Origin of the sequence: Enterobacter sp. JH25, assembly GCF_021725435.1 — a bacterium.
Taxonomy (GTDB): Bacteria; Pseudomonadota; Gammaproteobacteria; order Enterobacterales; family Enterobacteriaceae; genus Enterobacter; species Enterobacter intestinihominis.
The window spans coordinates 1,032,523-1,057,375 of record NZ_CP091319.1; the positions used below are offsets into that span (position 1 = coordinate 1,032,523).

Annotated in this window: 22 protein-coding genes and 1 other RNA gene; 16 read left to right on the forward strand and 7 right to left on the reverse strand. The window is 56.7% G+C overall.

Features of this window, described 5'->3' with window-relative positions; genetic code table 11:
* The first annotated feature begins 148 nt into the window (after window positions 1–148).
* The 3 genes from ppiD (at window position 149) to L2Y28_RS04900 (ending at window position 3,045) form a co-directional block, all read left to right on the forward strand.
* Complete coding sequence (gene ppiD, locus L2Y28_RS04890; protein ID WP_022647248.1) at window positions 149–2,020, forward strand: peptidylprolyl isomerase; 1,872 nt, start codon at window positions 149–151, stop codon at window positions 2,018–2,020.
* 148 nt (window positions 2,021–2,168) lie between these two features.
* A complete protein-coding gene (locus tag L2Y28_RS04895; RefSeq protein WP_022647249.1) occupies window positions 2,169–2,549 on the forward strand; it encodes a helix-hairpin-helix domain-containing protein in 381 nt (126 codons plus the stop codon).
* 97 nt (window positions 2,550–2,646) lie between these two features.
* Window positions 2,647–3,045, forward strand: coding sequence for a YbgC/FadM family acyl-CoA thioesterase (locus tag L2Y28_RS04900; RefSeq protein WP_017694410.1), 399 nt, complete (start codon window positions 2,647–2,649; stop codon window positions 3,043–3,045).
* 62 nt (window positions 3,046–3,107) lie between these two features.
* Here the strand turns inward: L2Y28_RS04900 and queC are convergent, their stop codons facing one another.
* The gene (queC, locus tag L2Y28_RS04905; protein WP_022647250.1) at window positions 3,108–3,803 is read right to left on the reverse strand and encodes a 7-cyano-7-deazaguanine synthase QueC; all 696 of its coding nucleotides are present in this window, start codon (window positions 3,801–3,803) and stop codon (window positions 3,108–3,110) included.
* A 66-nt stretch (window positions 3,804–3,869) separates the two neighbouring features.
* The gene (locus tag L2Y28_RS04910; RefSeq protein ID WP_022647251.1) at window positions 3,870–5,570 is read right to left on the reverse strand and encodes an SgrR family transcriptional regulator; all 1,701 of its coding nucleotides are present in this window, start codon (window positions 5,568–5,570) and stop codon (window positions 3,870–3,872) included.
* A gap of 101 nt (window positions 5,571–5,671) precedes the next feature.
* Here L2Y28_RS04910 and cof point away from each other — a divergent pair, with 101 nt between their 5' ends.
* Window positions 5,672–6,490, forward strand: a complete 819-nt coding sequence (gene cof / locus L2Y28_RS04915) for an HMP-PP phosphatase (RefSeq protein WP_022647252.1) — start codon at window positions 5,672–5,674, stop codon at window positions 6,488–6,490.
* 41 nt (window positions 6,491–6,531) lie between these two features.
* Here the strand turns inward: cof and L2Y28_RS04920 are convergent, their stop codons facing one another.
* Window positions 6,532–7,578, reverse strand: coding sequence for a PLP-dependent cysteine synthase family protein (locus L2Y28_RS04920; RefSeq protein WP_022647253.1), 1,047 nt, complete (start codon window positions 7,576–7,578; stop codon window positions 6,532–6,534).
* A 115-nt stretch (window positions 7,579–7,693) separates the two neighbouring features.
* Between L2Y28_RS04920 and L2Y28_RS04925 the strand changes: the two genes are divergently transcribed.
* The 5 genes from L2Y28_RS04925 (at window position 7,694) to amtB (ending at window position 13,583) form a co-directional block, all read left to right on the forward strand.
* A complete protein-coding gene (locus L2Y28_RS04925; RefSeq protein ID WP_022647254.1) occupies window positions 7,694–8,152 on the forward strand; it encodes an Lrp/AsnC family transcriptional regulator in 459 nt (152 codons plus the stop codon).
* Between the two features lie 30 nt (window positions 8,153–8,182).
* Window positions 8,183–9,937 (forward strand): SmdA family multidrug ABC transporter permease/ATP-binding protein, encoded by a 1,755-nt coding sequence (locus L2Y28_RS04930; RefSeq protein ID WP_022647255.1) that lies wholly within the window; start codon window positions 8,183–8,185, stop codon window positions 9,935–9,937.
* Window positions 9,930–11,711 carry a SmdB family multidrug efflux ABC transporter permease/ATP-binding protein gene (locus tag L2Y28_RS04935; RefSeq protein ID WP_022647256.1) on the forward strand — a complete coding sequence of 594 codons (1,782 nt, stop codon included), beginning with the start codon at window positions 9,930–9,932 and terminating at the stop codon, window positions 11,709–11,711. The genes L2Y28_RS04930 and L2Y28_RS04935 overlap by 8 nt, the downstream gene beginning before the upstream one ends.
* Before the next feature lie 211 nt (window positions 11,712–11,922).
* Entirely contained in the window at window positions 11,923–12,261 is a 339-nt protein-coding gene (glnK, locus tag L2Y28_RS04940) for a P-II family nitrogen regulator (protein ID WP_006809867.1), read from the forward strand.
* A gap of 35 nt (window positions 12,262–12,296) precedes the next feature.
* Entirely contained in the window at window positions 12,297–13,583 is a 1,287-nt protein-coding gene (gene amtB, locus L2Y28_RS04945) for an ammonium transporter AmtB (RefSeq protein ID WP_022647257.1), read from the forward strand.
* A 93-nt stretch (window positions 13,584–13,676) separates the two neighbouring features.
* On the opposite strand, the gene tesB is transcribed toward amtB, so the two are convergent.
* Complete coding sequence (gene tesB, locus L2Y28_RS04950) at window positions 13,677–14,537, reverse strand: acyl-CoA thioesterase II (protein ID WP_022647258.1); 861 nt, start codon at window positions 14,535–14,537, stop codon at window positions 13,677–13,679.
* A gap of 203 nt (window positions 14,538–14,740) precedes the next feature.
* Between tesB and L2Y28_RS04955 the strand changes: the two genes are divergently transcribed.
* Window positions 14,741–15,268 carry a YbaY family lipoprotein gene (locus L2Y28_RS04955; protein ID WP_022647259.1) on the forward strand — a complete coding sequence of 176 codons (528 nt, stop codon included), beginning with the start codon at window positions 14,741–14,743 and terminating at the stop codon, window positions 15,266–15,268.
* A 37-nt stretch (window positions 15,269–15,305) separates the two neighbouring features.
* Here the strand turns inward: L2Y28_RS04955 and L2Y28_RS04960 are convergent, their stop codons facing one another.
* On the reverse strand, window positions 15,306–15,617 hold the full coding sequence (locus tag L2Y28_RS04960; RefSeq protein WP_022647260.1) for an MGMT family protein: 312 nt from the start codon (window positions 15,615–15,617) through the stop codon (window positions 15,306–15,308).
* A 170-nt stretch (window positions 15,618–15,787) separates the two neighbouring features.
* Between L2Y28_RS04960 and ffs the strand changes: the two genes are divergently transcribed.
* From ffs to L2Y28_RS04975, 3 genes are all read left to right on the forward strand, one after another.
* Window positions 15,788–15,884, forward strand: an RNA gene (gene ffs / locus L2Y28_RS04965) — signal recognition particle sRNA small type.
* 248 nt (window positions 15,885–16,132) lie between these two features.
* A complete protein-coding gene (locus L2Y28_RS04970) occupies window positions 16,133–16,384 on the forward strand; it encodes a hypothetical protein (RefSeq protein WP_022647261.1) in 252 nt (83 codons plus the stop codon).
* Window positions 16,381–16,596, forward strand: a complete 216-nt coding sequence (locus L2Y28_RS04975; RefSeq protein ID WP_006809861.1) for a hypothetical protein — start codon at window positions 16,381–16,383, stop codon at window positions 16,594–16,596. Before L2Y28_RS04970 ends, L2Y28_RS04975 begins: the two co-directional genes overlap by 4 nt.
* Before the next feature lie 70 nt (window positions 16,597–16,666).
* Here the strand turns inward: L2Y28_RS04975 and L2Y28_RS04980 are convergent, their stop codons facing one another.
* Window positions 16,667–18,088, reverse strand: coding sequence for a PLP-dependent aminotransferase family protein (locus tag L2Y28_RS04980; RefSeq protein ID WP_022647262.1), 1,422 nt, complete (start codon window positions 18,086–18,088; stop codon window positions 16,667–16,669).
* Between the two features lie 84 nt (window positions 18,089–18,172).
* On the opposite strand from L2Y28_RS04980, the gene L2Y28_RS04985 reads away from it, so the two are divergent.
* From L2Y28_RS04985 to L2Y28_RS04995, 3 genes are all read left to right on the forward strand, one after another.
* A complete protein-coding gene (locus tag L2Y28_RS04985; protein WP_022647263.1) occupies window positions 18,173–18,784 on the forward strand; it encodes a YitT family protein in 612 nt (203 codons plus the stop codon).
* A 75-nt stretch (window positions 18,785–18,859) separates the two neighbouring features.
* Window positions 18,860–19,930 (forward strand): LacI family DNA-binding transcriptional regulator, encoded by a 1,071-nt coding sequence (locus L2Y28_RS04990; protein WP_022647264.1) that lies wholly within the window; start codon window positions 18,860–18,862, stop codon window positions 19,928–19,930.
* A gap of 103 nt (window positions 19,931–20,033) precedes the next feature.
* Window positions 20,034–23,123, forward strand: coding sequence for a beta-galactosidase (locus tag L2Y28_RS04995; protein WP_022647265.1), 3,090 nt, complete (start codon window positions 20,034–20,036; stop codon window positions 23,121–23,123).
* A 51-nt stretch (window positions 23,124–23,174) separates the two neighbouring features.
* Here the strand turns inward: L2Y28_RS04995 and L2Y28_RS05000 are convergent, their stop codons facing one another.
* Complete coding sequence (locus L2Y28_RS05000) at window positions 23,175–24,734, reverse strand: EAL domain-containing protein (protein ID WP_022647266.1); 1,560 nt, start codon at window positions 24,732–24,734, stop codon at window positions 23,175–23,177.
* Window positions 24,735–24,853: the final 119 nt, after the last annotated feature.

A 24,853-nucleotide genomic window follows, 5' to 3' on the forward strand; every position in this document is an offset into this window, starting at 1 on the left:
TTGTCCAGACCTGATTTGTGCGAGTTTATGCGAGTTGTGGGCTGACAATTGCCCTGTTTTCTTGTCACAATACGCCTTTACGCGCGACGGTCAGGATTTTCCGTCAGCGTCAGGTAACCAGTCACCTACAGCGGAGTGTTGTTACACCATGATGGACAGCTTACGCACGGCTGCTAACAGTCTCGTGCTCAAGATTATTTTCGGTATCATTATCGTGTCGTTCATATTGACCGGTGTGAGTAGTTACCTCATCGGCGGTGGCGCGAACTACGCCGCAAAAGTGAATGGCCAGGAAATTAGCCGTGGGCAGTTCGAGAACGCTTTTGCTGGTGAACGTAACCGCATGCAGCAACAGCTGGGCGACCAATACTCTGAACTTGCAGCCAACGAAGGCTATATGAAAAACCTGCGTCAGCAGACGTTGAACCGCCTTATCGACGAAGCGCTGCTGGACCAGTACGCGAAAAGCCTCGGTCTGGGCATCAGCGATGAGCAGGTTAAAAAAGCCATCTTCTCGACGCAGGCTTTCCAGTCTAATGGGAAGTTCGACAACGCGCGTTACAACAGCATTGTTAACCAGATGGGGATGACGGCTGACCAGTACGCACAGGCGCTGCGTAACCAGTTGACCACGCAACAGCTGATCAACGCGGTGGTGGGCACCGATTTCATGCTGAAAGGCGAAACTGAAGCGCTGGCGGCACTGGTAGCGCAGCAACGCGTGGTGCGTGAAGCGACGATTGATGTCAATGCACTGGCGGCGAAACAGCAGGTTAGCGACGCTGAAGTTAATGCTTACTACGAGCAAAACAAGAACAACTTCATCTCTCCTGAACAGTTCCGCGTAAGCTATATCAAGCTGGATGCTGCCGCGATGCAGAAAAACGCGACTGACGCCGAGATCCAGTCTTATTACGACCAGCATCAGGATCAGTTCACTCAGCCGCAGCGTAACCGTTACAGCGTGATCCAGACCAAAACGGAAGCAGAAGCAAAAGCCGTGCTGGACGAGCTGAACAAAGGCGCTGATTTCGCGACCGTGGCGAAAGCAAAATCCACCGACATTATTTCTGCCAAAAACGGTGGTGATATGGGCTGGCTGGAAGATTCCACTACCCCGGACGAGCTGAAAAATGCGGGTCTTAAAGAGAAAGGCCAACTGTCTGGTGTAATCAAATCCTCCGTTGGCTTCCTGGTGGCGCGTCTGGACGATGTCGTAGCGGCGAAAACCAAGCCGCTGGCTGACGTTCGTGATGATATCGCTGCGAAAGTGAAGCAGGAGAAAGCGCTGGACGCCTTCTATGCTCTGCAACAGAAAGTGAGCGATGCCGCAAGCAACGACAACGAATCACTGGCGGGCGCTGAGCAGGCTGCTGGCGTGAAAGCGGTTGAGACGGGCTGGTTCAGCCATGAAAATCTGCCGGAAGAACTGAACTTCAAACCGGTTTCAGATGCCATTTTCAATGGTGGTCTGGTAGGTGAGAACGGTACGCCGGGCAGCAACTCAGACATCATTACCGTTGACGGTGACCGTGCGTTCGTACTGCGCGTCAGCGAGCACAAAGCCGAGGCAGTGAAGCCCCTGGCGCAAGTGAAAGATCAGGTGGTGGCGCTGGTCAAACACAACAAAGCGGCACAGCAGGCAAAACTGGATGCAGAGAAAATTCTGGCCGATCTGAAAGCCGGTAAGAACGATGCACTGAAAGCGGCTGGCCTGAACTTTGGCGAAGCCAAAACGCTGAGCCGTACCGGTCAGGATCCTGTCAGCCAGGCGGCGTTTGGTCTGAGCCTGCCGGCGAAAGACAAACCTGTCTTTGGCACCACGACCGATATGCAGGGTAACGTGGTGATTCTGGCGCTGGATGAAGTCAAAGCCGGCACGCTGCCAGACGCGCAGAAGAAGGCCATGGTTCAGGGAATTACCCAGAATAATGCCCAGATTGCTTTCGAAGCGATGATGAGCAACCTGCGTAAAGAAGCCAAAATCAAGCTGGGTGATGTGGTGACCCAGGAGCAATAATTACGTACCTGCTCGCAGATTTTCGTAACGCTCTGCAAAAACTAAAGGCCGCTTTCGCGGCCTTTTCCATTTCTGCAATCTGCTGTTTGTCCCTGTTTTCTCGTACGGCTATCGTGGCGTGGCTGTCAACAAACAAGGAGAAAACAGCATGAAATGTGGAATCAAAGCACTGTTAATTACACTGGCTATTGCCACTTCCGGGATGAGTGCGGGAGCGCTGGCGGCGTCGCCCTCGGCTAAAGCGCAGGCTGCACAGACCAAAACAGACTCAGCTGCGCAGGCTCATACGCAATCAAAAGCGACTGAGGCCGGTAAAAGTGCAGAGGATGACGGTACGCGAGTCAGCATCAATTCGGCATCGGCAGAAGAGCTCGCGCGCGTGATGAACGGTGTGGGACTTAAAAAAGCCCAGGCCATTGTTAGTTACCGCGAGGAGTACGGTCCTTTTAAAACCCTTGACGATCTCAAGCAGGTGCCGGGTATGGGCAGCGCGCTGGTTGAGCGCAATCTCGCACACCTGACGCTGTAATCGCGTAATCACTTGCACTGCGGCAAAAATTTGCCAGGATAAAGAGGTCATACCAGTTATGACCTCTGAACCTATAACAACGAAAGGCTATTGCGCTATGCAGACACAAATCAAAGTCCGTGGTTATCACCTCGATGTTTACCAGCACGTCAATAACGCCCGCTACCTTGAATTTCTTGAAGAGGCGCGCTGGGATGGCCTGGAGAATAGCGAAAGCTTCCAGTGGCTGACCGCACACAACATCGCGTTTGTGGTCGTCAACATCAACATTAACTACCGCCGCCCGGCTGTGCTGGGGGATGTGCTCACCGTGACCAGTGAGGTCCAACAACTGAATGGCAAAAGTGGTGTATTGAGCCAGGTCGTCACGCTTGAGCCAGAAGGGCAGGTGGTGGCCGATGCGCTGATCACCTTTGTCTGTATCGATCTCAAAACCCAGAAAGCGTTGCCGCTGGAAGGGGAGTTGCGCGAAAAGCTGGAGCTGATGATCGCGTAAAAAATGTTCAGGGATAACCGTGCTGTCGCCACTTACCGTTCGACAGCACGGTCAGGTCGCCCTTATTTCAGACCGGTCTTTTTCTGCATCGCGGCCATCACGCCCGCTTTATCCGCAAGATAATGATTCAGACCGTTCGCGCGCAGGTTACAGGCGGCACACTGCCCGCAGCCGTCCCCTTTAATGCCGTTGTAGCAGGTCAGGGTCTCGTTGCGAACGATATCCAGCTTGCCCCAGTAGTCGGCCAGCGCCCAGGTTTCGGCTTTATCCAGCCACATCAGCGGCGTTTCGAAGCGGGTCTCTTTTGCCATTCCCAGATCCACGGCGTGATTGAGCGCTTTCACGAATTCATCCCGGCAGTCCGGGTAGCCAGAGAAGTCGGTCTCACACACGCCCGTGATCACCGCTTCGGCTTTCACCTGGTAGGCATAGATTGCCGTCAGGGTCAGGAAGAGAATATTACGCCCAGGTACGAAGGTATTCGGAATGCCGCTGGCATCCGGTTCGTAATCAGGCACCGGAATGCTGTCGCGGGTGAGACTGCTGACGGCCAGTTCATTTAACAGCGTCACGTCCAGCACTTTATGAGCGCGGGCGCCCAGTTTGAGGGCCAGTTCACGAGCGACATCGATTTCAGCGCGATGACGCTGACCATAATCAAAAGTGACGCAGTGCACTTCATCATACTGGTGAAGTGCCTGAATCAGGCAGGTTGTGGAATCTTGTCCTCCGCTGAACACGACGACGGCACGTTTCATAGATCATCTCGACAGTTACGGTAAAAGCGTCATGTTAACGCCTGGCTAAAGCGGCGACCAGCTTCTTCACGCGTTTGGTGGAGGAAGCCAGGCTTCGGTGAAGTCAAACCAGCCGCGAGTGTTAAGGCGTATTCCGTTGACGCCCGGAGGAGCGCTGATTTGATACTGGTAGTTAAAGAGCGGCGTCAGGACGGCTGTCTCCATTAACCGGCTGAAGATAGCCTGAAGTCCTGCGTGTCGGTCACGTTCGTCGGCCTGCGTCTGCACCGCATCCAGTGTGGCCTGCAAATGGGCGTATGCCGGTGCGCTCAGCAGATGCGGCCAGAGCGCATCGCAGCGGAGCCATTGCTCAAGGGTGTACGCTGGCGCTTCGCCAATCAGTCTGTCTCCCATCATGATGTCTGCATCGGCAAGCTGCTGGCAACCGTCCCACGTCTTGGCGTCGTGAAAGATGACGGTCAGTTCACAGCCCTGCCGCGCAAGGTATGCTTTTAACTGGCTGGCCATGGTGTGAAGCTCAACCGGCAGGTGGTAGACAAGCGTCAATGCCTCTGGCAGCACAACGTCGGTTAAATCAGGCCATTGGGGGATCGCCCAGCCGGGAAGCAGTTCCTCGGTAGGAGTGATGAGCCCTTCGTTCAGGGGAAGCGTATGCAGCAGCGTTGAGAGATGAATGATATTAATCAGCCGCTTTGCCTGAAGTTCGCTCAGACGCGGACTTTGTTTCAGCGTGAGGTAGCAGAAGCCCAGACTGGTGCTGTTACTCACCAGCCGCAGGCTGGCCAGCTCGTCGGCCTCGCCAATGGCGATTTGCACCGGGTGGCGACAGCTGGTGCCCAGACTGTAGTCAAAAAGCTGGGGCGTGATCCAGTACTCGATAGCCTTAAGTAACGGATGACCAAGGTGATACTGCTCGTGGCTTTCCAGACGCACCAGTTCAGGCTCAAAAACGCTCAGCCGAAAGGGACCGCTGCCCACCACGGGGTAATCGGGATGCGCCAGACGGCTACAGTAGGTTGCCAGCCTGTGCGCCAGCCAGTAGTCAGGTTGATGGAGAATAAACGTCAGGCTTTGCGGATGCGTGGTTTCGATACGTAAGACGCTGCGGAAAAGCGTGTCCATGCCGGGCTGCGATAGCAGCGCCGTCAGGCTTTGCCTGAGCTGTGCCGTCTCTATTTTATCGCCGTTATGCCAGTGCAGGGTGGAGCGTATGAAGAAATGCCAGCGCAGGCCGTCAGCAGAGACTTCCCAGTGATGCGCCAGATCGCCCGTGGGTTCACTGCTGTTACCATTAAAACGCGTCAAACCAGAGAATACCTGTCCCGCCAGATGCTGCTCCGCCCGGCCAGGGAGAAACCCCGGCTGAAGCGGCTCCAGCGAGCGATAGTAGGGAATACGCAGCGTCGGCGTATCGTTCTGCCATTGCCCGCCCATAAACGGATGCAGCAGCGATCGCAAATCTTCAGGCGCGAGCTGGGCCAGCTCCAGCGCGTTGTGCTGCTGTCCACTTTTCAGGGCCTCTTCCATCATCGTATTACGCAACGAATCCGGGGTGACGTGAAAGCGTAATTCCCCACGCTTTCCTCGTCCGGAGCGGGCGTGCCAGCTTAGCCAGCCCGCCTCCTGCGCCTGGCGCAGCAGGGTGCGTACATGTCGCTCGCTGCAAAAGCAGCGGCTGGCAAGTTCACTGATGGTCACCTGCTGCGTTGCGCCGGCGGAGGGGTGCCACAGACGCTGATACTGGTTAAGACGGTTAAGCTGGCGCATGAAAAACCCGGAACAATAATTATCATCTATTCACTATTACTTCCGTATATCTCACGTAATACTGATGCACAAGTTAACCGCATCACATTTCGGGAGTAATTATGGCTCGGCTCGCTGCATTTGATATGGACGGCACGCTGTTAATGCCGGATCACCGTTTAGGGGAGAAAACCCTGAACACACTTAAGCGCCTGCGCGAGCGTGAAGTCACCCTGACGTTTGCCACTGGTCGTCATGTGCTGGAGATGCGCCATCTGCTGGGAACATTTGCCCTCGATGCGTTCCTGATCACCGGCAACGGGACGCGCATTCACTCCGTCGAGGGCGATGTGCTGCACCGTCAGGATCTGGATCCGGAAGTGGCGAACATCGTCCTGCACAGCACCTGGGATACGCAGGCCAGCGTGCATGTTTTTAACGATGAAGGCTGGTTTACCGGGCGTGAGATCCCGGCCTTGCTGCACGCTCACGTTTACAGCGGCTTTAAATATCAGCTCATCGATTTGCGCCGCATTCCGGCACACAAGGTAACCAAGATCTGCTTCTGCGGCGATCACGACGATCTCTGCCGCCTGCGTATTCAGCTTAACGAGGCGCTGGGCGACCGGGCGCACCTGACCTTCTCGGCGGTGGACTGTCTTGAAGTTCTGCCGGTGGGCTGTAACAAAGGATCTGCGCTGGCGGTGCTGAGCGATCGTCTGGGGCTGACGATGCAGGACTGTATGGCCTTTGGTGACGCCATGAACGACCACGAGATGCTGAGCAGCGTAGGCCGTGGTCTGATTATGGGGAACGCGATGCCGCAACTTATCGCCGCGCTCCCGCATTTACCGGTTATCGGACACTGTCGTAACGAAGCGGTGTCCCATTTTTTGACGCATTGGCTGGACAAAAATAACCTCCCATATTCCCCCGAATAGCGAGATCCTTCCAGCAAGCCAGGCTAAAGCCTGGCTTTTTTTTATTTCACCAGATGCGAAATCTGCGCTTTCCACGGTTCAACATCGCCAATATTGGCCTGTACCCATTCTGCGTTGTAATAGGTGTCCAGGTAGCGTTCCCCGCTGTCGCACAGCAGCGTGACGACAGAGCCGCTAAGGCCTTCTTCACGCATTCTCGCGGCCAGTTGTAGCGCCCCCCACATATTGGTGCCGGTAGAGGCTCCGACCTTACGGCCAAGCTGTGTCTCCAGCCAGTGCGCCGTCGCGACGCTGGCGGCGTCCGGCACGCGGAGCATCTCATCCACAACGTCCGGAATGAACGAGGGTTCGACGCGCGGGCGACCAATTCCTTCGATCTTGCTCCCCACAGGGCTGCGCAGGCTGGCATCGCGAGATTGCCAGTAATCAAGGAACACCGAGTTCTGAGGGTCAACCACCATCAGCTGCGTATCATAACCCTGACAGCGGATATAACGTCCGATGGTGGCGGAGGTTCCGCCCGTGCCCGCGCTCATGACAATGTAAGAGGGGACGGGATGTGGCTCGTGGGTCATCTGGCGGAAAATGCTGTCCGCAATGTTATTATTGCCGCGCCAGTCGGTGGCGCGCTCGGCGAAGGTGAACTGGTCCATATAGTGACCATTTAGTTCGCGGGCCAGCATTTCGGAGGCCGCATAGATTTCGCAGGCGCTTTCCACAAAGTGGCAGCGTCCGCCGTAAAATTCGATCTGTTCAACTTTACGTTTCGCCGTGCAGGAGGGCATCACAGCGATAAACGGCAGGCCCAGCAGGCGGGCAAAGTAGGCCTCTGAGACGGCAGTTGATCCGGACGACGATTCAATAATCGTGGTGCCTTCTTTAATCCAGCCGTTACATAAACCGTATAAAAAGAGTGAACGCGCCAGGCGATGCTTCAGGCTGCCGGTAGGATGGGTACTTTCATCCTTCAGGTAAAGCTGAATGCCGGGAAATCCAGGCAAAGGCAGGCGGATCAAATGGGTATCTGCCGAGCGCTGATAGTCGGCATTTATTTCGCTGATGGCATGTTTAACCCAGGTGCTATTCATCGTAGTTATCCGTTTGTCATTTTGTGCCCAGCATAGCGAAAAGCACAGAAAAAATTGTTGCTATCTGGCCTTTAAAATAGAATGTAAGGAGAATAATTTTCTCTGGGAGGTGGATATGCTAGATAAAATTGACCGCAAGCTGCTTTCTTTGCTGCAAAGCGACTGCACCCTCTCTTTGCAGGCGCTGGCAGATGCCGTTAATCTGACCACCACACCGTGCTGGAAGCGCCTCAAGAAGCTGGAAGACGATGGCATTCTGCTGGGACGTGTGGCGCTGCTGGACCCCGAAAAACTGGGGCTTGGACTGACCGCCTTCGTCCTGATAAAAACGCAGCATCACAGCAGCGAATGGTACAGCCGCTTCGTCACCCAGGTTTCCGACATGCCCGAGGTGCTCGGCTTCTGGCGCATGGCGGGGGAATACGACTATCTGATGCGCGTTCAGGTGGCAGACATGAAGCGCTACGATGATTTTTACAAGCGGCTGGTCAATAGCGTACCGGGCTTGTCCGATGTCACCTCCAGTTTCGCCATGGAACAGATTAAATACACCACAGCGTTACCCATTGAATAACTTCATAAAATATCTTCAGGAAAAGACCGCGTGCGATTATTTGCCCAATTAAGCTGGTACTTTCGTCGGGAGTGGCAACGCTACCTCGGCGCGGTGGCTCTGCTTATTATCATTGCCATTTTGCAACTGATCCCGCCCAAAGTGGTGGGATACGTCGTGGATGGTGTTACGGAACAACATTACACCGCCGCACGGGTGATGATGTGGGTCGGTACGCTGGTGTTGACGGCCGTGGTGGTTTACCTGCTGCGTTATGTCTGGCGCGTGCTGCTGTTCGGCGCGTCCTATCAGCTTGCCGTTGAGCTGCGCGAGGACTTTTACCGCCAGCTGAGCCGCCAGCACCCTGAGTTTTATCTGCGTCACCGTACCGGGGATCTCATCGCCCGCGCCACAAACGATGTGGACCGTGTGGTGTTTGCCGCCGGTGAAGGGGTGTTAACGCTGGTGGATTCCCTGGTGATGGGCTGTGCGGTACTGATTGTGATGTCTACGCAAATTAGCTGGGAGCTCACGCTGCTGGCGTTGCTGCCGATGCCGCTGATGGCGCTGGCGATTAACCGCTACGGCGAACAGCTCCATGAACGCTTTAAGCTGGCGCAGGCGGCGTTCTCGTCGTTAAACGATCGCACCCAGGAGAGCATGACCAGCATCCGCATGATCAAAGCGTTTGGTCTGGAAGACAGGCAGTCCGCGCTGTTTGCGGCCGACGCCGCCGATACCGGTGCGAAAAACATGCGCGTGGCGCGTATAGACGCCCGCTTTGATCCGACAATTTATATTGCGATTGGCATGGCGAACCTGCTGGCGGTGGGCGGCGGCAGCTGGATGGTGGTGCGAGGCACCATGACCCTCGGGCAGTTAACCAGCTTTGCGATGTACCTCGGGCTGATGATTTGGCCGATGCTGGCGCTGGCCTGGATGTTTAACATCGTTGAACGTGGGAGCGCCGCCTACAGCCGTATCCGCGCCATGCTGGCGGAAGTGCCGGTAGTGAACGATGGCAGCGAGCCGGTACCGGAAGGTCCGGGTGTTCTGAAGGCTGATATCCGCGTCTTTATCTACCCGCAAACGGAACATCCGGTGCTTGAAAACGTCAGTTTCACGCTGCGTCCTGGTCAGATGCTGGGCATCTGCGGCCCGACGGGCTCCGGTAAAAGCACCATTCTGTCACTGATTCAGCGCCATTTTGACGTGAGCGAAGGCGATATCCGTTTCCATGACGTCCCCCTGCCACGTCTGCAGCTGGATGACTGGCGCAGCCGCCTGGCGGTCGTCAGCCAGACGCCGTTTTTGTTTTCAGACACCATAGCCAACAATATCGCGCTCGGGTGCCCGACGGCGACACAGGACCAGATCGAGCATGTGGCGCGCTTAGCCAGCGTCCACGAGGATATTCTGCGCCTGCCGCAGGGCTACGACACAGAAGTGGGTGAGCGGGGCGTTATGCTCTCCGGCGGACAAAAACAGCGTATCTCTATTGCCCGCGCGCTGCTGCTGGACGCTGAGATCCTGATTCTGGATGATGCGCTGTCCGCGGTTGACGGGCGTACCGAGCATCAAATTCTGCATAACCTTCGGCAGTGGGGGGAGGGGCGCACGGTCATCATCAGCGCGCACCGTCTGTCGGCCCTTACCGAAGCCAGTGAAATTCTGGTGCTTCAGCACGGGCATATTGCTCAGCGTGGTCAGCATGAGCAGCTTGCCGGGCAGGCCGGCTGGTATCGGGATATGTACCGCTATCAACAGCTTGAAGCTGCGCTGGATGAGGAGGTCACCGATGCGTAAGTTTGGACAGATGTGGCCGACGTTAAAACGGCTGCTCGCCTATGGCTCACCGTGGCGCAAACCGCTTTCCATCGCCGTGCTGTTACTGTGGATCGCCGCGATTGCGGAGGTGACCGGTCCGCTGCTTATCAGCTATTTTATCGATAACATGGTGGCGAAAAGCTATCTGCCGCTGGGGCTGGTGGCGGGGCTGGGTGTGGCGTATGTCGGGCTACAGCTGACGGCGGCGGGGCTGCACTATGCGCAGTCGCTGCTGTTTAACCGGGCCGCCGTGGGCGTGGTCCAGCAGCTACGCACGGATGTGATGGATGCCGCGCTGCGCCAGCCGCTGAGCGAGTTTGATACCCAGCCGGTCGGGCAGGTTATTTCGCGCGTCACCAATGACACCGAGGTGATCCGCGACCTTTATGTGACCGTTGTCGCAACGGTTCTGCGCAGTGCCGCATTGATTGGCGCGATGCTGGTGGCGATGTTCAGTCTGGACTGGCGGATGGCGCTGGTGGCGATCGCTATTTTCCCGGCGGTGCTGATTGTGATGGTAATTTACCAGCGCTACAGCACGCCGATTGTTCGTCGCGTGCGCGCTTACCTTGCAGATATCAATGATGGCTTCAACGAAGTGATCAACGGCATGAGCGTTATCCAGCAGTTTCGCCAGCAGGCGCGTTTTGGCGAGCGAATGGGAGAAGCCAGCCGCTCGCACTATATGGCGCGGATGCAGACGTTACGTCTGGACGGCTTCCTGTTACGCCCGCTGCTGAGCCTCTTCTCTGCGCTGGTGCTGTGCGGGCTGTTGATGCTGTTTGGCCTGACGACGCGCGGAACCATTGAGGTGGGAGTGCTGTACGCGTTTATCAGTTACCTTGGCCGTCTTAACGAACCGCTGATTGAACTCACTACGCAGCAATCGATGCTGCAACAGGCGGTAGTCGCGGGTGAGCGTGTGTTTGAGCTGATGGACAGGCCGCGTCAGACCTATGGCGATGATGAACGTCCGCTGGAAAGTGGATCCATAGCGTTTGATCATGTCTCGTTTGCCTACCGCGACGATCAGCTTGTCTTGCAGGATATCAACCTCGAGGTACCGTCGCGCGGTTTTGTCGCACTGGTTGGGCATACCGGCAGCGGCAAAAGCACGCTCGCCAGTTTGCTGATGGGCTACTATCCGTTGACGCAGGGGGAGATCCGTCTGGATGGACGGCCTCTTTCCGCGCTTAGCCACAACGCGTTGCGTAAAGGCGTCGCGATGGTGCAGCAGGATCCGGTAGTGCTGGCGGATACCTTTTATGCCAACGTGACGCTGGGACGATCTTTCACGCCTGAGCAGGTATGGGAGGTGCTGGAAACGGTGCAGCTGGCAGATCTGGCGCGCGGGTTAAGCGAGGGGATCAATACCCGGCTGGGCGAGCAAGGCAATAACCTCTCTGTCGGGCAAAAGCAGCTCCTGGCGCTGGCGCGCGTGCTGATTGAGACGCCGCAGGTGTTGATTCTGGATGAAGCGACCGCAAGCATCGACTCCGGTACCGAACAGGCGATCCAGCTGGCGCTGGCTGCCGTGCGGGATCGCACTACGCTGGTGGTGATCGCTCACCGCCTCTCAACGATCGTCGATGCCGATACCATTCTGGTGCTGCACCGTGGCCAGGCCGTTGAACGGGGTACGCACAAAGCGCTGCTCGAGGCGAAAGGACGCTACTGGCAGATGTATCAGTTGCAGCTGGCAGGCGACGAGCTGGCCGCCAGCGTGCGCGAGGAGGAGTCGCTCAGCGCCTGATGCACCATAACAAGGCAATGCGCTAACAGTCTTAACCGTTGGTGCAAAACTGAAACGCACCCTGCACTGCCATGGTGCGTTTTTTTTCCCCCCTTCGCGGCGCATGCGCGCCGCGGCGCTTTCCTCCTCACATTTCACTTCTGGCACACCCTTTGCAATATCCCTCTCGTGTTAGCTGCGGCCATTACCGAATTCTGACTGGAGGGGATATATGAAGCTGGTTACGGTGGTAATCAAACCATTCAAACTCGAAGACGTGCGTGAAGCGCTGTCTTCCATGGGTATTCAGGGACTGACTGTCACCGAAGTGAAAGGCTTTGGGCGTCAGAAAGGTCATGCCGAGCTTTATCGCGGGGCGGAATACAGCGTTAACTTCCTGCCAAAAGTGAAGATTGATGTGGCGATTGCCGACGATCAGCTTGATGAGGTGATTGATGTCGTCAGCAAAGCGGCCTATACCGGAAAAATTGGCGACGGCAAAATTTTCGTTGCCGAACTACAGCGCGTCATTCGCATCCGTACCGGCGAATCTGACGAAGCGGCGTTGTAAGTAACTCCTGGCACACAGTGATAGGGATCGAGAAAATGATGAAAGCAACAATGAAAACAGGTCTGGGTTCGCTGGCACTGCTGCCGGGCCTGGCAATGGCTGCACCTGCTGTGGCAGACAAAGCCGATAATGCCTTTATGATGATTTGCACCGCGCTGGTGCTGTTCATGACGATTCCGGGGATCGCGCTGTTTTACGGCGGCCTGATCCGCGGCAAGAACGTACTCTCCATGCTGACGCAGGTTGCCGTCACGTTCGCGCTGGTGTGCGTGCTGTGGGTGGTTTACGGTTACTCGCTGGCCTTCGGGGAGGGCAACGCCTTCTTCGGCAACGTTAACTGGGCGATGCTGAAAAATATCGAACTGACCGCGGTAATGGGCAGCTTCTATCAGTATATTCATGTCGCGTTCCAGGGCTCATTCGCGTGCATCACCGTGGGGCTGATTGTGGGCGCGCTGGCTGAGCGTATCCGCTTCTCTGCGGTACTGATTTTCGTGGTGGTCTGGCTGACGCTCTCCTATGTCCCGATTGCGCATATGGTCTGGGGCGGTGGTCTGTTGGCTTCCCATGGCGCTCTGGACTTTGCGGGCGGCACCGTTGTTCACATCAACGCCGCCGTAGCCGGCCTGGTAGGCGCATACCTGATTGGCAAGCGCGTGGGCTTCGGGAAAGAAGCATTTAAGCCGCACAACCTGCCGATGGTCTTTACCGGCACCGCCATCCTCTACTTTGGCTGGTTCGGCTTCAACGCAGGTTCAGCCAGCGCCGCTAACGAAATCGCCGCGCTGGCCTTCGTGAATACCGTGGTGGCAACTGCCGGGGCCATCCTCTCATGGGTATTTGGCGAGTGGGCCGTTCGCGGCAAGCCATCCCTGCTGGGTGCCTGTTCTGGGGCGATTGCCGGTCTGGTAGGTATTACGCCAGCATGCGGTTACGTGGGCGTGGGCGGCGCATTGCTGATCGGTATCGTCGCGGGTCTGGCGGGGCTGTGGGGCGTTACCGCACTGAAACGTATTCTGCGCGTTGACGATCCGTGTGATGTATTCGGCGTACACGGTGTGTGCGGCATTATCGGCTGTATCATGACCGGTATCTTTGCTGCACAATCTTTGGGCGGCGTGGGTTATGCTGAAGGCGTGACCATGATGCATCAGGTGCTGGTCCAGCTTGAAAGTATCGCGATTACGGTTGTCTGGTCGGGCGTTGTGGCCTTTATCGGCTACAAGCTGGCCGATATGACCGTGGGGCTGCGCGTACCGGAAGAGCAGGAGCGCGAAGGTCTGGACGTCAACAGCCACGGCGAGAATGCGTACAACGCATAATTTGAGTGCCTTGCCGGGTGGTGGCTTCGCCTTACCCGGCCTGAAAAAGTGAAATTTGCAGGCCCGGTAAGCGTAGCGACCGGGCTTTTTACCTCACCCGCGATTACGCATCACACCTTCCTGCACGGTAGAAGCCACCAGCACACCATCCTGGGTGTAAAACTCCCCGCGAACAAAACCGCGTGCGCTGGACGCAGAGGTACTTTCTACGCTGTAAAGCAGCCACTCGTTCATATCGAAAGGACGATGGAACCACATGGAATGGTCAATTGTGGCGACCTGCATCCCTTTTTCCAGGAATCCCACGCCGTGCGGCTGTAGCGCAACCGGCAGGAAGTTGAAATCCGACGCATAACCCAGCAGATACTGATGCACGCGCAAGTCTGCCGGTACGCTGCCGTTGGCGCGGATCCACACCTGGCGGGTGGGCTCAGCAGTATGCCCCTTCATTGGGTTATGAAATTCGACCGGGCGGATCTCCAGCGGTTTATCGCACAGAAACTTCTCTTTTACCTGCGGCGGCAGTAGATGTGCGAGTGCGCGGGCAATTTCGGTTTCCGATTTCAGATCGTCCGGCGATGGGGCAGACGGCATCTGTTTTTGATGCTCATAGCCCGGCTCTGGCGCCTGGAAGGAGGCGGTCATGTAGAAGATGGGCTTCCCATGCTGGATGGCCGCCACACGGCGAGCGCTGAAGCTTTGGCCGTCACGCAGAACTTCCACGTCGTACACAATCGGTTTAGCGCTGTCACCGGGGCGTAAAAAGTAGCTGTGGAATGAGTGCACCAGACGGTCTGCCGGAACGGTCTCCTTAGCGGCATATAGCGCTTGCCCCACGACCTGGCCCCCAAAAACCTGGCGTAAGCCTAAATCTTCGCTTTGTCCGCGAAAAAGCCCTTCTTCTATTTTTTCCAGGTTCAGCAATGTCAGCAGATTGTTCAGTGCCTGACTCATAGTGGTCCTCAATAAACGCCGTGGCGAAAGATACGCTGAGTATAACGCAGAAACGATAGTGGTCCGATGGGTAGAATTATCTTAATACCTGGGCAAAATTAGGCATAAATCCGTGATTTGTGCCACACTTGTTTACGTTATGTGAATAAAACGACATCGGATGGGATCGATCCCGCCGGTGCATTGATGATAAGGAGACTTCAATGAAACTCGTGCCTATGTTAAGCGGTGTTGCAATGGCGGTGGCGTTGTCCGCCTGTGCGGATAAGAGTGCCGATGTAGCGGTACCAACGGCGACCCCAAACGGGATTAACACCCTTTCACAGCAAGCTATTCGACAGCCTAACGTGTCCGGTACCATCTGGATCAAACAGAAAGTCGCTCTGCCGCCGGACGCGGTTTTAACGGTCACGTTATCCGATGCGTCTCTGGCGGATGCACCGTCTAAAGTCCTTGCACAGCGTGCAGTTCGTACAGAGGGTAAACAGGCGCCGTTCAGCTTCGTGCTGCCGTACAACCCGTCTGACGTTCAGCCTAACGCGCGTATCCTCCTGAGCGCGGCGGTAACGATCAACGATAAGCTGGTCTTTATCACCGATACCGTGCAGGAAGCGGTCAACAAAGGGGGCACCAAAATCGACCTGACCCTGGTCCCGGTGCAGCAGACTGAAGTGCCTGTGGCAACGCAGACCAATCAGCCGACCTTGCCTACACCGCCAACACAGTTGTAACTTTCTTTCGCCCTCTTCATCTTGACGGGAGAGGGCGTCAGTATTCCCAGCGATACTTCTGCATATCTATCTGTCCCGTCCCGGACACCTGTACCCCTTCTGAGAGTAATGCCTGACGCTGGCGCTGCAAGTCTGGCCCGGTGAGGGAAATGGCGCCATGGCGATTAACGACCCGGTGCCATGGTAACGTACTTCCCTCCGGAAGCCTTCTTAGCACGCCGCCAACCTGACGCGCTGCGCGCGGAGAGCCCGCCAGTCGGGCGACTTCCCCATAGGTCGTAACACAGCCTTCCGGAATCGAGGCCACGATTTGCCACACTCGCTGTGGGAAAGAGTCGTGTTCGTCCATTGTTTCTCCAGCGGGAATTCAGCGAAGGGTAATGTTATACGAAGATAAAGAAGATTGTCGGGTCAGTTTGCGCAATAATCCAGCATCCAGTTGCCAGCGGCTTGCAATTGAGGTGCTCCACAGGGATAATGCGCCAGCGCGTTGGTTATCAACGCTCTCAATGGGGGCTCTGTTGGTTCTCCCGCAACGCTACTCTGTTCACCAGGTCAGGTCCGGAAGGAAGCAGCCAGGGCAGACGACGTGGGTGCCGGGATGTAGCTGGCAGGGCCCCCACCCATTTGTGTTCTTCTCTGAAGTTTCCCCCCTATATAAACCTTCTCAATTATGTGCCTATTTTGTTCGTGCAATATATCCTTCATTGAACTGAAATAATAATGTCATAAACCTGTAATAATAGACTGTCATTTTATTATCGGGCGTCTTTTTGTTGTCATAAGTAAAAAAATATATATCTGGATAACAAACTTATCTTCGTGTATTAAATTAAACACGTGTTCCGAAAGGATGTGACAATCATGGTAACTGCGGTTTTAAACGTTAAAATTGATGAAGCGCTAAAAGAAAGACTCCGCCACTATGCGGAAGACAATAATGAGAATTTAAGCGTGACCACAGAGAAACTGCTGCTGCTGGCATTTGAAGCAGTAGAAGAGGCGGGAGTATCGGAAGAGGATGTTGATAATCAGCATACGGAAGAAGAGAGCGTAAATCCATTTACTCCTAAAGAAATCAAAGCACTACGTAAACTTCTGAAGAAGAGAAAATGAAACAACAACTATCGACAGCCAGCGATTACAACGAGGCCTGCAATCTGTTACGTTCGGGCTATGTGAAACATGTTCGTCTTGGCTGGAATGTAGGAAGTGATGAGTTCTTTCGAATTGCGTCTGACTGGTGTGATACCGGTGCGAAAATAAAGAAAGAAGGTGAAAATTTCATTATTTCGCTGAAAGGCTTCCCGATTCCTCCTCAACATTAAGTTGTTCTTCATGAAAATAGCTGACTGCATGCGTTACAGTCAGCTGTTTTTATTGTTTCTGGCGAATAATTTACACCAGGCTCCGTTTTACTGGCGGTGTACTTTTATTTAAGGCAAGCCACAGCGGTTTGATACGCAGTAATGCCTCTTCAAGTTCTGGCGAATTGAGTGAGAAGGGCATACGCAGGTAGCGGTCAAACGCGCCTGAAAGCCCAAAGCGCGTGCCGGTGCCCATAATGATGCCTGTCGTTTCCGCACGTGCCGCCAGTTGAGTCGCCAGCATGCCGGGTAGTTCAATCCAGTATGAAAGTCCTCCCTCCGCTTCCTGAAACCGCCATTCGGGGAAATGCTCCCGTAACATCTGGCCGCAGCGGTCACGCCGTTCTGCCAGCATTTCCCGCCGGGCAGGCAGGAAGGTTTCACTGTTTTCGATAAGCCACAGCGTGGCCAGCTGTTCCAGCACCGGAGAGCCCAGATCCAGCGTGTCGCGCGTCTGTGCGAGCGTGGCGATAGTGCGGGACGAGGCGCGGATCCAGCCGAGACGAAGCCCACCCCAGAAGCTTTTGCCTGCGGAACCCAGCGTAATCACCGCGGCCTCCGGGTTAAAGGCGGCCAGCGGCGGCGGCGGGGGAGCATCGAACCAGAGATCGACCATGGTTTCATCCACCACCAGCGTGGTGCGGGTTTGCGCGGCGATGTCGGTTATGGTCTGACGCGTCGCGGCATCCATGCAGCGCCCGGTCGGATTATGAAAATCCGGCATTAGATAGGCCAGACGCGGGGCTGTCTGGGCAAGCGTTGCGGCAAAACCATCGGTATCCCAGCCCGTTTCTGGCAGCGAGACGCCCACGGGCCGGCATTGCGCCCCCTGAATCGCGGCTATCGCCAGCGGGTAGGTGGGATGATCCACCACCACGCGATCCCCGGGCCCGGTCATCATTCTTAAGATCAGGGCGAAGCCGCTGACGGCACCGTTCACCACCATCACTTCGTCTGCCCGGGTGGGCAGACCGCGTGCGGTGTAGCGGGCGGCGATAGCTTCACGCAGCGCTGGAAGCCCAAGCTGATCGTACCCGGTCAGCGCCAGATTCGGCGTAATGGTCGTCAGCGCGTGGGTGTAGGCCTGATGGATCTCTGGCCCTGCGTTGAGCGCGGCGGTTGAGAGATCCAGCGCCGCGCTGGCAGTGGAAAGCGTGGGCACGGCCCGGCTGTCTGGCAGGATCGCCCGGGAACCGCTGCCGTGACGACTCTCCAGAAAACCCTCTTCACGCAGATGCGCCAGCGCGCTGCTGATGGTGGTGCGGCTGACGTCCAGTGCGGCGGCCAGTTCCCGCTCTCCGGGCAGGCGCGTGTTTAGCGCCAGCCTGCCATCCAGAATTAACAGGCGTAACGCGTCAGCCAGCTGGCGCCACCGCGGGGTGCGGGAAGAGGTTTGTTGCCAGTGCCCTAACAGGCGAACCAGAGACTGGCTTCCAAAACGACGTGATGACATGTGCAGTCCACTATTTGAAAACTGGACATTAATCATAGTGCCATTTTCAGCGAAGATGGAAGCTGGTTCTTCGGAGAAGTGAAAATGGTGCGTCGTCTGGTACAACTTTATGTCGGTTTAGCCCTTTACGGACTTTCAACCGCGATGTTTATTCGTTCGGATCTGGGTGTTGATCCCTGGAATGTTTTTCACCTTGGCGTCGCCATCCAGGCCGGAATGAGCATCGGCACGGTGATGATTTTAACCGGGGCTGCGGTGCTGCTGCTATGGATCCCGCTGCGTCAGCTTCCGGGGCTGGGTACGGTCAGTAACGTGATTTGTATTGGCCTGGCGGCAGATGCGTCAATGGCATTGATCCCGGAACTCACCTCGCTGCCCGTGCGCATCACCCTGCTGGTTTCCGGCATTGTGGTTAACGCCCTTGCCACCGGAATGTATATCGGCGCGGGTTTTGGCGCAGGCCCGCGCGACGGTCTGATGACCGGCATACACGCCCGGCTGGGCTGGTCGATCCGCAGCGTGCGTACCGCAATCGAGGTGACCGTGTTGATCGTCGGCTATCTCCTCGGGGGAGCGTTTGGCGTCGGAACCGTGCTATATGCGTTAACCATCGGCCCGCTGATCCAGCTTTGTTTGCCGTGGTTTCGCCAGAGACCGCGCATGCAGAAAGCCGCGCAGCCGGAGCGGATTGCTTAATTTTGCGAAGCGCTCACAGGCTATAGTGGCGTAACTGTGTCAGAATAGTGACTACCTTTTACGACGCCAGAATCTATGAAAGCGATCACTCTTTATGACGTTGCCCGCGTAGCGGGCGTTTCTTATCAGACCGTTTCCCGGGTGATTAACGACGCGGAACACGTTTCTGCCCGTACGCGGGAAAAGGTCCGACAGGCCATGGCGGCGCTACATTATGTACCTAACCGTGGCGCGCAGCAGCTGGCCGGAAAACGCACCCGCACGCTGGGGCTGATGACCAGCGATCTGGCGCTGCATGCGCCGTCGCAAATCGCCTCAGCTGTAAAATCCCGGGCAGTGGAGCAGGGGGCTGGCGTGCTCATCTCTATGGTGGAGCAGCCCGCGCAGTGTCAGGCTGCTTTGCAGGAGTTACTGGCGCAGCGCGTGGAGGCGCTGCTGGTGAACGTTCCGCTGGAAGATGCTCAGGCAGAAATGCTTCAGGAAATGGCCTCGCCGACCCCGGTTCTTTTTCTTGATGTTTCCCCCACAGCTCGGGTTAACAGCCTCGTTTTCAATGCTGAACAGGGCGCTGGCCTGGGGGCGGAGCATCTGCTTTCGCTGGGGCACCGGCGAATTGCGCTGCTCGCCGGGCCGGAAAGTTCTGTCTCTGCCCGGGCTCGCCTGGCGGGATGGAAAACTACGCTGGCTCAGGCTGGCGTGGAGGCGTTTGCGGTGGCGCAGGGCGACTGGAGCGCGGCTTCAGGCTACGAGAAAGGTCATCAGCTCCTGGCGGGCGCACAGCTGCCGGAGGCGATCCTTGTGGCGAACGATCAGATGGCGCTTGGCGTTTTACGCGCCTGTGCGGAAAAAGGCGTTGCGGTACCGGGGCAGATCTCGGTTGTCGGGTTTGATGATACGGCTGACAGCGCGTGGTTTTCCCCTCCGCTGACCACCGTTCGGCAGGCGTTCCGCGAGGCCGGTGAACGCAGCGTGGAGTGGCTCCTGGCAACAGCCCGTCACGCCGAACCCTGGCAACAACAACTTCCCGTTACGTTGATCGTTCGTCATTCCACCGCGCCGCGCGCCGTACAACAGGCCGATCGTGAAGAGCTGGCGCAACAGCTAAGAACGCTGGCGCTGCTGGCGGAGAAACTGGCGCGCAGCTAGCGCTTTTGTGATCGTGCTCGCCTGGTGACGATCAAAGTCTTTACCGCCACCGTTTACCAGGGCATGTTGACTAAAATTGTGAGCGCTTCGCAAAGAGGTTGATATGTCTTCCACATTGCCGCTGACCCTCAGCGCAATTCTGGCTCGTCGTGACTGGGAAAACCCGGGCGTGACGCAGTGGAATCGTCTGGCCGCACACGCGCCTTTTCATAGCTGGCGCGATGAAACCCTCGCCCGGGAGGATAAGCCTTCGCTGAGCAAGCGTCTGCTTAACGGCATCTGGCGATTCAGCTTTTTCCCGGCACCAGAGCAGGTGCCCGAGGCATGGGTAACGGACGATCTGTCTGATGCCGTTGAGATGCCCGTGCCGTCGAACTGGCAGATGGAGGGATTTGATACCCCCATCTACACCAACGTCACCTACCCGATAAATGTGAACCCGCCCTATGTTCCGGCTGAAAACCCAACCGGTTGTTACTCGCTCACATTTGAGATGGATGGTGCCTGGCTGCTCAGCGGGCAAACCCGCATTATCTTTGATGGGGTGAATTCAGCTTTTCATCTGTGGTGTAACGGCCAGTGGATGGGCTATTCCCAGGACAGCCGTCTGCCTGCGGAGTTCGACCTCAGCGCGGTGCTGCGACCGGGGCAGAACCGCCTGGCGGTGATGGTGTTACGCTGGTGCGACGGAAGCTACCTGGAAGATCAGGACATGTGGCGGATGAGCGGCATTTTCCGTGACGTCTCGCTGCTGCACAAGCCGGAAACGCAGATTGCCGATTATCAGATCGTGACCGATCTGAATGCCGAATGCGATCGGGCGCTGCTCCGGGTTGACGTTGCGCTGGAAGGCTTACGCTATGCCGAATGCGAGGTGGCGTTTACCCTGTGGCGTAACGGCGAAGCCTGCGCGCAAATCACGCAACAGCCCGGATCGGCCATCGTGGACGAACGCGGCAGTTGGGCGGAGCGGCTCACGGTGGCGATACCCGTGAACAATCCCGCGCTGTGGAGCGCTGAAACACCGGAACGCTATCGTTTGACCATGTCGCTTCGGGATGTGCAGGGCAACATGCTGGAGACTGAAGCCTGCGATGTCGGTTTCAGACGCGTCGAAATCAGCAACGGCCTGCTGAAGCTTAACGGCAAACCGCTGCTGATCCGCGGCGTGAACCGTCATGAACATCATCCTGAGAAGGGGCAGGTGATGGATGAGGCGACCATGCGCCGCGACATCGAACTGATGAAGCAGCATAACTTCAATGCCGTGCGCTGCTCGCATTATCCGAATCACCCTCTGTGGTACACGCTTTGCGATCGCTACGGCCTGTACGTGGTCGATGAGGCGAATATTGAAACCCATGGCATGGTGCCGATGAGCCGCCTGGCGGACGATCCGCGCTGGCTGCCTGCCATGAGCGAACGCGTCACGCGTATGGTGCAGCGGGACCGGAATCATCCGTCCATCATCATCTGGTCCCTGGGGAATGAGTCCGGGCATGGGGCGAATCACGATGCGCTGTACCGCTGGCTGAAAACCACCGATCCCACGCGGCCGGTGCAGTACGAAGGCGGGGGGGCCAGTACGGCGGCAACCGATATTATTTGCCCGATGTATGCCCGCGTCGATCAGGATCAGCCGTTCCCGGCGGTGCCAAAGTGGTCGATTAAAAAATGGATTGGTATGCCGGACGAAACCCGTCCGCTGATCCTGTGCGAGTATGCCCACGCGATGGGTAACAGCTTTGGCGGCTTTGCCAGCTACTGGCAGGCATTCCGCAGCCATCCCCGGTTGCAGGGCGGCTTTGTCTGGGACTGGGTCGATCAGGCGCTGACGAAAAAAGCGGAAGACGGCACGGCATTCTGGGCCTACGGCGGCGATTTTGGCGATAAGCCCAACGATCGTCAGTTCTGCCTCAACGGGCTGGTGTTTCCCGATCGCACCCCGCATCCCGCCCTTTACGAGGCACAGCGTGCCCAGCAGTTCTTTACCTTTACGCTGGTGAGCACCGCTCCGCTGGTCGTCGATATCCAGAGCGATTATCTGTTCCGTCATACTGACAACGAGAGTCTGCGATGGTCGGTGGCGCGTGACGGTGCGGTGTTGGCTTCCGGCGAAATAACCCTTTCTGTTGCGCCCCAGGGAACACAGCGCGTTGAGATCCCGCAGACTGAATTCGGCGCTGAACCGGGCGAGGTCTGGCTCAACGTGGAGATCGTTCAGCCGCAGGCCACGCCGTGGTCGCCGTCCGGCCACCGTTGTGCCTGGGATCAGTGGCCGCTCCCGGCTCCGCTGTACCTTACGCCACCGAAAGCAGACGGAACCCCACCACAGTTAACGGTGCAGGACGAGGTGCTGGACATCACTCATCAGCAGCAGCGCTGGCAGTTTAGCCGTCTCACCGGCAACCTGACCCAGTGGTGGAACGCGGGCGCTGAAACGCTCCGTTCCCCGCTAACGGATAACTTTACCCGCGCGCCGCTGGATAATGACATTGGCATCAGCGAGGCGACTCGCATCGATCCGAACGCGTGGGTGGAACGCTGGAAAGCGGCAGGGATGTATGAGATATCCTCGCGCCTTATCCAGTGTGAAGCGGAACAGCATGCCCGTGAGGTGGTGGTGACCACGCAGCACGTCTGGGAGCATCAGGGTAAAGCGCTGTTTATCAGCTACAAGGTCTGGCGGATTGATGACCACGGGTTACTGCACGGTGATGTGCAGGTGACGGTGGCGTCTGACATTCCTGAACTCGCTCGCGTGGGCCTGAGCGTTATGCTGGCGGATATCCCGCAAACGGTGCGCTGGCTGGGGCTGGGCCCGCTGGAGAACTATCCGGACAGAAAACTGGCGGCGCAGCAGGGGCGCTGGGCGTTACCGCTGGACGCCATGCAGACGCCGTATATCTTCCCGACGGAGAACGGTTTACGCTGCGACACCCGTGAGCTGACGTTTGGCTCACATCACTTCCAGGGACAGTTCCATTTCTCCCTGAGCCGTTACAGCCAGCAGCAACTGCATACGACAACGCATCACCATTTGCTACGGGAAGAGGATGGCTGCTGGTTGAATCTTGATGCGTTCCACATGGGCGTGGGGGGGGACGACTCATGGAGCCCGAGCGTAGCACCCGCCTTCATTCTGCAAAACCGTCGGCTGCGCTACACGTTTAGCTGGCAGCAGAACGGCTGAGCCGAAACGTGCGGCCACTGTCGTGACCGCACGTAACACCGCGTAATGGGTTTATTTCCTGAGGTTGTGCTCGGCCCAGCGAATGAAATCTTCTTTAGGCAGCGCCTTGCTGAAATACCAGCCCTGTCCGTACTGCACGCCGTGGCGATGCAACCATTCGAGCTGCCCTTCAGTTTCAATGCCTTCTGCGACCATCGCCAGCTTAAGCGATTTGGCCATTTCGATGATGTGGGGAGTCACGTTCTTATACTCCAGCGCGTCCACAAAGGATTTATCAATCTTCAGGGTATCGACATCAAGATCCTGCAAATAGCTCAGGCTGGAGTAACCCGTACCAAAATCATCAATGTAGATGGCATGCCCGGAGCGCCGAAACGCAGCGATGGCAGGGGCGCTGACGGCAGGATCGGCAAAGCCGCGCTCGGTCAATTCAAGGGTGATCTGGCGCGGGTGGACGCCCCATTTGTTGAGCAATTGACTCAGCAGGCGAGGCAGCTCGGGGGACGTTAAATCGGCTGGCGCAAGGTTGACAGAAATGTGCAGTTCCGGGTGATGATGCAGCCAGGCACCTAAATCCTCAAACACCTTATTCACTACCAGCTGCGTCAGCGTTGAAATAAGCCCCGTCTGCTCCGCCAGGGGAACAAAGAGATTAGGCGACAGGTCACTGCCATCTGGCTGCGGCCAGCGCATCAGCGCTTCTGCACCCACCAGTTTTCCACTGCATAGCGCCACAATGGGCTGATAGTGAACCTCGATCTCCCGGTTGTTGATCGCGTCGATCAGCCGGTTACGCGGGGAAAGCAAACGGCGGAGGATGCGAAGCACAATAAGGGCTGCAACCAGGCTTATCAGTATGCCAGCCGGTAGCCAGATGATCAGCTGCTGATGCCAGGATGCCGCGAGCGGTTTTAACGATGCCCAGGCAATAACCGTAAGCCCCAGTTCTGGCACCGGTTTTAACACGTACATCGAGCCGTTGTATTGCACGCGCTTAACGTCCTGCTGCTCCTTAACGACAGAAAGAATATACGGGTCGAGAATATTGCTTCTGGCAAATATCCGATGGGTTTCGCTTCCCACCAGGGCGGCATCCATCGAAATGTCACCGAACGGGACAACATCCACAAGCGACGCCGGATCGACCATTACCAGATAATGTCCTTTCCCCAGAACGGCCATATAACGGTGAATGCCGAGGTCGTTTTGCGAGGTGAGCCACGCGCTATATCCGTCTGCGGTGATCCGCATCGGGGGCGGTAAGATCGCCGTATTACTGGATTGTTCCAGAGAGGAGCAGAGCGGCTTCAGGTTATCGATATACATCACTTCCTGAATATAGCGCCATGAGAACGCGACACGACGCATTTCGCGTAAGTGCGGAGGAGTGCAGGGCGGGGCGTTGAACAACTGTAGGTGCGTGAGCGCCTGTTTTGCCTGCGCAACGACTCTGTCGGTACGGATCAGGGCGCGCGAGGCATATCTGTCCAGTGCATCCACAAATTTCGCCTCTGCCTGACGATGCGCCAGCCAGATACTGAGGCACACAGGGACCAGCACAGAGAAGATCAGTACGCCTGTCACCAGGCTGACCAGATGTCGGGTTCGCATGCTGCTGTATCCTTTCCATATGCCCGACCAGGGCATGGAGTTTGCGCGCCAGATGAAAAATTTTTTATCGCTAAATGATATAGTTATAGCATGTAACAGTCTCTGGCAGTATTTGAAAA

Excerpts from the sequence above, each read along its gene's own strand:
- ppiD (WP_022647248.1), top strand. The coding sequence starts at position 149 with ATGATGGACAGCTTACGCACGGCTGCTAACAGTCTCGTGCTCAAGATT.
- L2Y28_RS04895 (WP_022647249.1), top strand. The coding sequence starts at position 2,169 with ATGAAATGTGGAATCAAAGCACTGTTAATTACACTGGCTATTGCCACT.
- L2Y28_RS04900 (WP_017694410.1), top strand. The coding sequence starts at position 2,647 with ATGCAGACACAAATCAAAGTCCGTGGTTATCACCTCGATGTTTACCAG.
- queC (WP_022647250.1), bottom strand. The coding sequence starts at position 3,803 with ATGAAACGTGCCGTCGTCGTGTTCAGCGGAGGACAAGATTCCACAACC.
- L2Y28_RS04910 (WP_022647251.1), bottom strand. The coding sequence starts at position 5,570 with ATGCGCCAGCTTAACCGTCTTAACCAGTATCAGCGTCTGTGGCACCCC.
- cof (WP_022647252.1), top strand. The coding sequence starts at position 5,672 with ATGGCTCGGCTCGCTGCATTTGATATGGACGGCACGCTGTTAATGCCG.
- L2Y28_RS04920 (WP_022647253.1), bottom strand. The coding sequence starts at position 7,578 with ATGAATAGCACCTGGGTTAAACATGCCATCAGCGAAATAAATGCCGAC.
- L2Y28_RS04925 (WP_022647254.1), top strand. The coding sequence starts at position 7,694 with ATGCTAGATAAAATTGACCGCAAGCTGCTTTCTTTGCTGCAAAGCGAC.
- L2Y28_RS04935 (WP_022647256.1), top strand. The coding sequence starts at position 9,930 with ATGCGTAAGTTTGGACAGATGTGGCCGACGTTAAAACGGCTGCTCGCC.
- glnK (WP_006809867.1), top strand. The coding sequence starts at position 11,923 with ATGAAGCTGGTTACGGTGGTAATCAAACCATTCAAACTCGAAGACGTG.
- amtB (WP_022647257.1), top strand. The coding sequence starts at position 12,297 with ATGATGAAAGCAACAATGAAAACAGGTCTGGGTTCGCTGGCACTGCTG.
- tesB (WP_022647258.1), bottom strand. The coding sequence starts at position 14,537 with ATGAGTCAGGCACTGAACAATCTGCTGACATTGCTGAACCTGGAAAAA.
- L2Y28_RS04955 (WP_022647259.1), top strand. The coding sequence starts at position 14,741 with ATGAAACTCGTGCCTATGTTAAGCGGTGTTGCAATGGCGGTGGCGTTG.
- L2Y28_RS04960 (WP_022647260.1), bottom strand. The coding sequence starts at position 15,617 with ATGGACGAACACGACTCTTTCCCACAGCGAGTGTGGCAAATCGTGGCC.
- L2Y28_RS04970 (WP_022647261.1), top strand. The coding sequence starts at position 16,133 with ATGGTAACTGCGGTTTTAAACGTTAAAATTGATGAAGCGCTAAAAGAA.
- L2Y28_RS04975 (WP_006809861.1), top strand. The coding sequence starts at position 16,381 with ATGAAACAACAACTATCGACAGCCAGCGATTACAACGAGGCCTGCAAT.
- L2Y28_RS04980 (WP_022647262.1), bottom strand. The coding sequence starts at position 18,088 with ATGTCATCACGTCGTTTTGGAAGCCAGTCTCTGGTTCGCCTGTTAGGG.
- L2Y28_RS04985 (WP_022647263.1), top strand. The coding sequence starts at position 18,173 with ATGGTGCGTCGTCTGGTACAACTTTATGTCGGTTTAGCCCTTTACGGA.
- L2Y28_RS04990 (WP_022647264.1), top strand. The coding sequence starts at position 18,860 with ATGAAAGCGATCACTCTTTATGACGTTGCCCGCGTAGCGGGCGTTTCT.
- L2Y28_RS04995 (WP_022647265.1), top strand. The coding sequence starts at position 20,034 with ATGTCTTCCACATTGCCGCTGACCCTCAGCGCAATTCTGGCTCGTCGT.
- L2Y28_RS05000 (WP_022647266.1), bottom strand. The coding sequence starts at position 24,734 with ATGCGAACCCGACATCTGGTCAGCCTGGTGACAGGCGTACTGATCTTC.